General features: G+C 62.1%; 9 protein-coding genes. 2 read left to right on the plus strand and 7 right to left on the minus strand.

Annotated features, from left to right (window positions below; translation table 11 throughout):
• Positions 1-94: 94 nt before the first annotated feature.
• Both PMI35_RS08630 and pcsA read right to left on the minus strand, forming a co-directional pair.
• Complete coding sequence (locus PMI35_RS08630) at positions 95-481, minus strand: DUF488 domain-containing protein (protein ID WP_008063005.1); 387 nt, start codon at positions 479-481, stop codon at positions 95-97.
• A 4-nt stretch (positions 482-485) separates the two neighbouring features.
• On the minus strand, positions 486-1,208 hold the full coding sequence (gene pcsA, locus PMI35_RS08625) for a phosphatidylcholine synthase (protein WP_008063006.1): 723 nt from the start codon (positions 1,206-1,208) through the stop codon (positions 486-488).
• A gap of 248 nt (positions 1,209-1,456) precedes the next feature.
• Here pcsA and PMI35_RS08620 point away from each other — a divergent pair, with 248 nt between their 5' ends.
• Positions 1,457-2,206, plus strand: coding sequence for a tellurite resistance TerB family protein (locus tag PMI35_RS08620; protein ID WP_008063008.1), 750 nt, complete (start codon positions 1,457-1,459; stop codon positions 2,204-2,206).
• A gap of 9 nt (positions 2,207-2,215) precedes the next feature.
• Here the strand turns inward: PMI35_RS08620 and PMI35_RS08615 are convergent, their stop codons facing one another.
• A complete protein-coding gene (locus tag PMI35_RS08615) occupies positions 2,216-2,659 on the minus strand; it encodes a cupin domain-containing protein (protein WP_008063010.1) in 444 nt (147 codons plus the stop codon).
• Positions 2,660-2,843: 184 nt separating this feature from the next.
• Between PMI35_RS08615 and ligD the strand changes: the two genes are divergently transcribed.
• Positions 2,844-5,444 carry a DNA ligase D gene (ligD, locus tag PMI35_RS08610; protein ID WP_008063012.1) on the plus strand — a complete coding sequence of 867 codons (2,601 nt, stop codon included), beginning with the start codon at positions 2,844-2,846 and terminating at the stop codon, positions 5,442-5,444.
• 200 nt (positions 5,445-5,644) lie between these two features.
• Here ligD and PMI35_RS08605 read toward each other — a convergent pair whose 3' ends face one another.
• The 4 genes from PMI35_RS08605 to PMI35_RS08590 form a co-directional block, all read right to left on the minus strand.
• On the minus strand, positions 5,645-6,319 hold the full coding sequence (locus PMI35_RS08605; protein WP_008063014.1) for a DUF3313 domain-containing protein: 675 nt from the start codon (positions 6,317-6,319) through the stop codon (positions 5,645-5,647).
• Positions 6,320-6,366: 47 nt separating this feature from the next.
• A complete protein-coding gene (locus PMI35_RS08600; RefSeq protein ID WP_008063015.1) occupies positions 6,367-7,635 on the minus strand; it encodes an OmpP1/FadL family transporter in 1,269 nt (422 codons plus the stop codon).
• Between the two features lie 296 nt (positions 7,636-7,931).
• Entirely contained in the window at positions 7,932-8,210 is a 279-nt protein-coding gene (locus tag PMI35_RS08595; RefSeq protein WP_008063017.1) for a DUF3303 domain-containing protein, read from the minus strand.
• Positions 8,211-8,433: 223 nt separating this feature from the next.
• Entirely contained in the window at positions 8,434-8,835 is a 402-nt protein-coding gene (locus PMI35_RS08590; protein WP_008063019.1) for a hypothetical protein, read from the minus strand.
• Between the last annotated feature and the right edge of the window lie 141 nt (positions 8,836-8,976).

Consider the following 8,976-nt stretch of genomic DNA (forward strand, 5'->3'; position numbering starts at 1 on the left):
TTACCGCAGGAATGGATATGTACGCGGTCAACAAAATCCAAGTCGGCTGTCAGGACGCCTTCGCCGGCAAGTCGGATCGCCGCACCGCTGGCTCCTAAACAACCTCCGCCCCCCGCGCCTCCAACAACTCACGCAAAACCGAGCGATGACAATGCGCTTCGTCCTCGCAATAACACCCCACCGCCAGGGAGGTGTGATGCGAAAGGGCCGCCAGCAGATCGAGCAACTGGCTGGGGGCAGGGTGGTTCATTTCGGCCTTGAACTTGCGCCTGAACGCATTCCAGGCCTTGCCGTCTTCAGCCGCCTGGGCCTGGTGAACCAGCTCCGGGCTGGGCGACAGCAGCGGCTGCCAGACATCATAGAAATCCCGGCTGGCAAACTCGGCCTTCGGTACGCCACGGGGTGGACGGCGTACCGTGCCCAGGCGCAGGCCTTCGTCGGGTTTTCGCGGGGTGCCCAGGCGCACGATATGGACAGGCATGGCGCTACTTGAGCCGCGATTCGTCGAACCACTCAAGCGCCGTACGCCAGAAACAGATCCCCAGGAAGTACGCCGACATCAGCAGCCAAAGCCCCATCACCATGGGATTGATCACCGGGTGGTTGATCACCAGCGACAGGCTGCACAGCAGCCAGATCGCCGTCACGGCAATGTTGATCGGCATGAAGCGGCGCACGCGGAACGGATGCAGGAATTTCATCCGGGTGAGGGTCAACAGGGCCAGGCCGATCACGGTGAGGAAGGTGATCCAGGGGGACGGCGCGATGATGTACAGGCACAGGGCAACCACGTTCCAGGCGGCAGGGAAGCCCTGGAAGTAGTTGTCCTTGCTCTTCATGTTGACGTTGCAGAAGCAGAACAGCGACGACACCAGGATCAGCGACACGGTCAGCAGCAGTGTGTAGTCCGGCAACGGGATGTAGCGATAGATGAACAGCGCCGGGATGAACACATAGGTCAGGTAGTCGATCACCAGGTCGAGAATCGAGCCGTCGAAACTCGGCAACACCGACTGCACGTTGACCTTGCGCGCCAGCGCACCGTCCAGGCCGTCGACGATCAGGGCCACGCCCAACCACAGCAGGCAGTTGGTCGGCTGGTTATCGAGCAGGGCAAGGGTCGCGAGGAAGGCGGTGACCACGCCGGTGGCGGTAAAACCATGGGCACCCCAGGCTTTGAGCCTGGCGATGTGTAGGGTCGATATCACGGGGGCGCTCTCCAGAAAGTGAAGCAAGCCAGTATCGCCCTCATCGGGCGGGCGGCGGCAAACCGGGGTGGGGTTGCAGGTATCGACCGGGTATCCGGGAATAAGGTTCACCCCCTATGAATCTTAGCTGCGTCGGCAAAAAATACTCTGGATAAATCGGCAGGGCGTCAGCCGGACGGTGGTAGCACATTTACACGCGAGGACTATCGTTGTCTGACTGGATCACTCCCATCGATGAGGACGTCGTCATGAACACCAGCGATCTGCTCGAACAATTACTGCGGGCCGGCCAGGGCTCGATGGCGCAACAGCGCGGCGGTGGGGCGTCGGCTCAAGGTGGCCTGGGTGACCTGGGCGGATTGCTTGGCGGCCTGTTGGGCGGTGGCGGCGCCAGCAGTGCCGGGGCGGGCGCGGGCGGCATGGGCGGGCTGGGCGGCTTGCTCGGCGGCTTGCTGGGTGGGGGATCGCCGATGGGCGGAGCACCGCAATCGCGTTCCGGCGGTGGTACCAATTATGCGGCGCTGGCTTCGCTGGGAATGATGGCATTCCAGGCCTATCAGGCCTGGCAACGCAGCCAGGCCACACAGGCACAACAGGCGCCACAACAGGCGATGCGTACCGTGGACATGTTGGCCGGCCCGGAAGTCGAGGAGCACAGCCATGCGATCCTGCGGGCAATGATCGCGGCGGCCAAGGCCGATGGCCGCTTCGACGACGCCGAAACGCGGATGATAAATGCCGAAATCGCCCGGCACACCGATGATCCGCAGTTGCAGCAGTGGCTGGACGAGGAAGCCGCGAAACCGCTTGACCCCGCCGAGGTGGCACAGTCGGCAACAGACTCCGGCATCGCCGCCGAGATGTACCTGGCCAGCGTGATGCTGGTGGATGATCAACAGGATGCCGAGCGCAGCTATCTGGATGAACTGGCCGCGGCGCTGGGCATCGAGCCGGATCTGCAGGTGCACCTGGAACAGCAGGCCAAGGGCACAGCCTGACGGGGACGATCAGGAAATGGGTGGTTCGGGCACCAGAAACGTCACGCCAAAGCGCTCGGCCACCTCGAATATCCGCGGCAGATCCTCGGGTACCTTGAACCGGTCCATCGCCGTAAAAAATTGCCCGCCCCGCGGATCGGACACCACGCCGATCATCCTGGCAGTGGGGCTGACGTTCCTGTAGGCATGGATCGACCCGGCGGGAATATGCACATAGCCCCCGGCCGAGACGGTGGTGCAGGTGCCTTCGACGGTTACTTCGACCTGGCCATCCATTACGTAGAACGCTTCGTCCCACGGGTGAAAGTGTGGGGGCGGGCCACCACCTTGCACGCCTTCCTGGATATGCATTTCAAAGGGTTTGCTCAGATCGCCGCCGGCCAGGACAGTGATCGTTTCGCCAACGACATTCACCGATGCCGGTGGGGTCTGGAGGACATGGACCGTGCGCATGATTGCTCTCCGGAGATGAGGCGGCACTCACCGATTGTAGGCGCTTGAGCGCCCGCCGACAGCTGCGGCACGGGGCCGTCCGTCCGGGCAGTTTCGACGGCGATGGAATTTTCCGCGCCATGGCTCGCTCTGCTGAGAGTGGGAAGTGCTGATCCAGCGCCCTGCAGCACCTCGCAGGTGAGCCATGAACAAGAACCTCGATGACTACAACCGCATGCGCGACTTTTCGGCGACGTCGGAACCGGTCGCCGTCAAGCCTACGGGCCGAAAAAAAGCCAGTGATCATGCCTTGCAGTTCTGCATCCAGAAGCATGATGCCTCGCGCCTGCATTACGACTTCCGCCTGGAGCTCGACGGAGCGCTCAAGAGTTGGGCGGTGCCCAAGGGACCGTCGCTGGACCCCAAGGTCAAGCGCCTGGCGGTGCATGTCGAAGATCATCCTATCGATTACGCCACCTTTGAAGGCAGCATCCCCGAAGGCCACTACGGTGCGGGCGATGTCATCGTCTGGGACCGTGGCGTGTGGATTCCCCAGGAAGACCCGGCCAAGGCCTACGCCAAGGGCCGCCTCAAGTTCGAACTGCAAGGCGAGAAGCTCGGCGGCCTGTGGAACCTGGTGCGCACGCACATGCCGGGCAAGCAGGAGCAGTGGTTCCTGATCAAGCACCAGGACGGTGCCGCCAGGCCGGAAAGTGATTACGACGTGGTTGCCGCAGAGCCCGACAGCGTGCTCAGCGAACGCACCCTCGTTACCCGGACACCGAAGGCCGCCAAGGCCAGGGCCATCAAGCAGCCAGCGACCCCAGCTCGTAAAGTGCCGCGCAAAGAACAGTCCGCGCCACTCACAGGCGCGCGCAAGGCCGAACTGCCCGACCAGATCAAACCGGAACTGGCGACGCTGGTGGAAAAGGCCCCCGGCGGGCAGTGGAGTTATGAGGTCAAGTTCGACGGCTACCGGATCATGGCGCGCATCGACCACGACGCGGTCAGGCTCTTCACCCGCAACGGCCACGACTGGACCCACAAGTTGCCCGGCCAGGCCAAGGCTTTGGCGGGCCTGGGCCTGGAATCGGCCTGGCTGGATGGTGAAATGGTGGTGGCCGACGAACAGGGCGTCCCGGACTTCCAGGCCTTGCAAAACGCCTTCGAGGCCGGCCGCAGCGGCAATATTCTCTACTACCTGTTCGATTTGCCCTATCTCAATGGCGTGGACCTGCGCGAGGTGCCCGTCGAAGAACGCCGGGCTGCGCTTTCAACGGTGCTCAAGACCAGCAAGGATCCGCTGCTGCGCTTTTCCGATGCCTTCGGCGAAGACCCGGAGGCCCTACTCAACAGCGCCTGCCAAATGCAGATGGAAGGCCTGATCGGCAAACGCCTGGGTTCGCCCTATGTCTCCCGGCGTAGCGGTGACTGGGTCAAACTCAAGTGCAAGCATCGACAGGAATTCGTCATTGTCGGCTTCACCGACCCCAAAGGTTCACGCAATGCCTTCGGTGCGTTGCTCCTGGGGCTGCATGACCGCGACAGCGGTGAGTTGCGCTACGCGGGCAAGGTCGGCACCGGGTTTACCGAGGCGACCCTCAACAGCATTCATCAACAACTCAAACCCCTGCAGACGAAGAAACCCGCGGTGGTCAACCCGCCCAGCGGTGCCGAGTTCAAGGCTGTGCACTGGCTCAAACCGCGCCTGCTGGCGGAAGTGGCCTTTGCCGAAATGACCAAGGACGGTTCGGTGCGTCATGCGGTGTTCCATGGCCTGCGTGACGACAAACCTGCCAAAGACATTACCGAGGAGCGTGCGACTGCCGTGAAAACTGCCTCTGCGAAAAAAACCGCCACCGCCAAACCTTCCGCCGTGAGGAAAAAAGCCGAACCGGCGCCGTCGCAAATCGGCCTTGACCAGGGCAAGGTCCGCATCACCCACCCGGACCGGGTGATCGACCCCAGCAGTGGCACCACCAAAGTGCAGCTGGCGCAGTACTACGCCAGCGTCGCCGAGTGGATTCTGCCGCAGCTCAAGGACCGTCCCGTGGCGCTGGTGCGTGCGCCGGATGGCATCGCCGGCGAACTGTTTTTCCAGAAAAACGCCGAGCGCCTGGCGATCCCCGGCATCGCCACCCTCGACCAGCAACTCACGGGCCAGCCGATGATGCTCATCAACAATGCCGAAGCCTTGATCGGCGCGGTGCAGATGAGTACCGTCGAGCTGCACACCTGGAACGCCACCTCGGACCACCTCGACAAACCCGACCGTTTCATCCTCGACCTCGACCCGGACCCGGTGCTGCCGTGGAAACGCATGGTCGAGGCCACCCAATTGACCCTGACGGTGCTCGATGAGCTGGGGCTCAAGGCGTTCCTCAAGACCAGCGGCGGCAAGGGTATTCATCTGGTGGTGCCACTAACCCGCAAGCTCGGCTGGGACGAGGTCAAGGACTTCAGCCACGCCATTGTCAGCCACATGGCCAAGATGCTGCCGGAGCGTTTTTCCGCGGTGTCGGGGCCGAAGAACCGGGTGGGGCGGATCTTCATCGATTATCTGCGCAACGGCTTGGGCGCGACCACCATCTGCGCCTACGCCGTGCGTACCCGCGAAGGTCTGCCGGTGTCGGTGCCGATCTACCGTGAGGAGATTGCCGAGCTAAAGGGCGGTAACCAGTGGGACATTCACACTGTTCACGAACGCCTGGCCGAAGTGGGCGACGGGCCTTGGGCGGACATGAAGAAAACCCGGCAGACGATTACGGCCGAGATGCGGCGGCGGGTGGGGATGAAAAAGGCCTGATGCCCACTATAGGAGCCAGCGGTGCGGTGATCGGACTTGCCGGCGAACCAGACGCCGCGGTGCTTCTGTTACACCGCGTAATCGTTCTTCGCGGGCAAGCCTCGCTCCTACAGGCGAACCACACGCCGCGGTGCAACAGGTACACCGCGGCGTTTGGTTCGCCGGCAAGCCTGGCTCCTACGGAAGAGCCAGCCATCGTGTTATTTGAGGAATGCCTGGAAGTCAGTACCCAGCTTGTCGATCGCCGCCTTGAAGTCTTGCGCGGTGATTTTCTGACTTTCGTTTGAAAGTTGCTTGCCGAATACCTTGCGCACGACCTTGGCCACGGTCTGGTTGCTTTTCGCGTCGATGAACTCCGCTTCGATAAACAGCTCGGTGTCCTGGTCCCTGTGCCCGGTGGCGGCCTGGGTCGCGCCGACGACGGCAGCGATGGGCACCACTTCATACCACTTCATGCCTTCGTTGGAAGCGCTCACGCCGGTGATGGCGGCACGCATGACCAGGACTTTCGAACCGGCCGGCGCTGCGCTCGGGCTGGATACCACCCGGTATTTCTGGCCGAGGGTGGCCTTGGCCTTGTTGGTCATGTAGTTCTGGATGTCATTGAGGGTCTGCTGGTTGACCCGCTCGTTGGGCTTGGGCGCCGGATACAATTCCAGCCGGTTGAACGCGACCGTGTCATAGGCATTGGCGTTCCACGACGGACTCACCCAACGCATCGCCGTGCCACCGCTGGGGGTGGTCACTTCCTGCAGATTGTTGTAGTTGGACAGGTAGCCCGAATACTGCTCCCTCTCGGTGACTTTCGACGTACAACCGCCGAGCAGGAGCCCGGCCAGGGCAGTACCGACGAGTAATCTACGGGTCAGGTTCATAGTGCTGTGTGCTCCTTGGATAAAGTCGTTTTTTCGTTGGCAGGCAATCAGAACCGCCAGGTGATGTTTCCAGTCACCGCTTGAATCCAGGCGCTGTCGAACTGACCGGAAATTCGATTGCCCGACAGGTCCTTGCTCTGGTCTACCGGCATGTCGCCCATCCAGATCATCGCCCAGCTGACATTGACGTCGGTGTCCTTGTTCAGAGCATAGGTGGCACCCGTCGCAAGGCGCCAGGATTCGGCCATGGGCACGATCACCGAGCGCTTGCTGTCGGACACGGCACTGCTGTCGTACGCCACGCCGACGTTCCACAGCAGTTGCTCGGTGGCCTGGTATTGCGCGCCGAGTGACAGGTGCCAGGTGTCCTTGAAGCCGGCGTCGATATTCGTTGAGCGGGCATCGTTTGCCGAGGTGTCGACCTGTATGCCGATATCGCCGAATTCCGACCAGTCCTGCCAGTTGACCGAGGCCAGCAGGGCCCATTGCCGGTCCAGTTGTTGGAACAAACTCAGGGTAATGGTTTGCGGCACGGTGATGTCGAGCTCGGTGGTGGTGCCATCCAGGCGTTGCAACAGCGGTCCGTTACCCTTGACGTCCAGGCCGTCCTCGAACTCCAGGTCGACCTTGCTGGTGTAGGTCAGGCCCAGGCGGGTCCCGGGTTGGGGGGCGTAGATCACTCCGACGTTGGCGCCGAATCCCCAATCCTTGTCCTTGTATTTGAACTGGCCGTCGCCGCGGTCGGTGAAGCCGAACGGCGAGCGATCGATGGCGGTCTGGGCCTGCAGCATGCCGTACATGGCCTTGATACCGACGCCCACCGACCACTGCTCGTTGAAGCGGTACGCCACGCTGGGCACCATCGACAGACCTAGCAGGCTGGAATTCTGCGCAAAGTAGCGCCCCGACCAGTCGTTGTCGTAATTGACCGCCAGCCCGAAATCGCCGTACTGGCCAAAGCCGACGCTCCAGTGGTCGTCCAGTTCATGGCTGACGAAAAAACTTCCCCCGGGCAACGGCTCAAGAGCGTTGCCGCTGCCGCTGCCCGACACGTTGGTGTCATCGTCACGATCGAATGTGATATCGCCGTAAAGCACTTGCAAACCGGCGGTGATTTGCGTGCCCGGCAGGTAACTCATGCCCGCCGGGTTGCTGGCGATGGTCGAAGGGCCCTGGGCCCGGGCGGCGGCACCGGCATTGGCCAGGCCGACGTTATCGGTGCCGACTTCGTAAAGCATGATGCCGCCGGCGTGCACCTGCTGGCAGCACAGGGCGAGCAGTGAGACGGCGGGTAGTCTGCAATTTTTCAGCTGCATCGGGTTACCTTTATGCCAGCCCATTACAAACACCGGCGGCCATCGCTGACCACCTGCGTGAATTCCCTCAGGGCAGTCCCCTGACTGCCATAAAATTTGTCTCTCTCCGCGAAAGAGCGTAGGTAGGTCTCGTGAAATATCCAGTAATTAGCTAGTTAAAACCGATAGTTCAGGCCCAGGGTCAGAACAGGCCGTAGGTCCAGTGTTCGGTGAAGCGGTAACGGCCGTCGATGTTGAACGGGTTGCCTCATCTCCTCGAACCGAGGCGGCGAGCCTGTCCCGCCGCCTCGATGCCATTACCTGCCGGCAGCGGCTGCCAGCAGCGGCGCTATCTGTTCGTCAGTCAGTGCCGCCTGGACCTCCATGGTCATCAGGTCGCTCCATTGCAGTACCCACTTCTGGATCGGTACCGGATCATTGGCCTCGGCCACGCCAAAACCGGCCGCGCCACCGACGGCGTGCCAGCGTCCGAGCATCTTGACGCCTTCCGGTGGCGCGCCACCGGTCTTGAGAAAGCGTTCGATCGCGCTGTTGCGATTGGCCGAACTGATTTTCCAGCTGACGATGAACAACATCTGCCACCTCCTTCCAGGGATCGGCACCTGTCTGTCTTCGCGCACCGGGTTGGCGCCGGGACCTCGGTCACGTTTGCCTTGCCAGCGTCATCCTGTCTGGCTTGAAACGACTGCTCCCTGCAGAAGGCATAGCAGCGCCGCGCACTTCACGTACGACCGCCGATCCTCTTTTACAGGGGGGGGTGGAGCGCCTGTTTCAGCGGCGAAACAGCAGCAGGGTGGATCAGGCGTCGCGCAACAGGTCGTTGGCGTTGAGCAGCTCATAGGCGATTTGCGGACGCCTCTCCATGGCCCGGCGAATCGCCGCGGGGATCGCTGCCCGGGTTTTGCGGCACAGTCCTGGCAGTTCGCCGATCTGAATGCCGATACCGCGCATGGTCCGCACTTCATTGAAACCGGGGGCGATGTCCACGCGAATGCCCAACTGCTCGAACATCCGTCGTTGCAGGTGCTCGAGGTCCTGCAGGCTTTGCAGGTTTTCCAGGCGTTCGACCAGGCGTTTTTCTTCCGCGCGGGTCAGGAACAGGATGCGCAGGTCTGCACCGGGCGTTTCCAGCAGCGGGTCGCGCCCGCAGTCGCAGGCGCCGGGCGGGCAGGGTTGGCGGATCGGAGCGGTGGTGGTCATGGGGTTCAATCATAGAGCGCTGTGATTGAATTTGCCCATAGGTAATGGATTGAAGGTGATTGACCCTTGTAGGAGCGAGCCTGCTCGCGATGGTGGGTCAGTCACATTGATATCGACTGACACTCCATCGCGAGCAGGCTC

The sequence above is a fragment of the Pseudomonas sp. GM78 genome (genome assembly GCF_000282475.1).
GTDB lineage: Bacteria > Pseudomonadota > Gammaproteobacteria > Pseudomonadales > Pseudomonadaceae > Aquipseudomonas.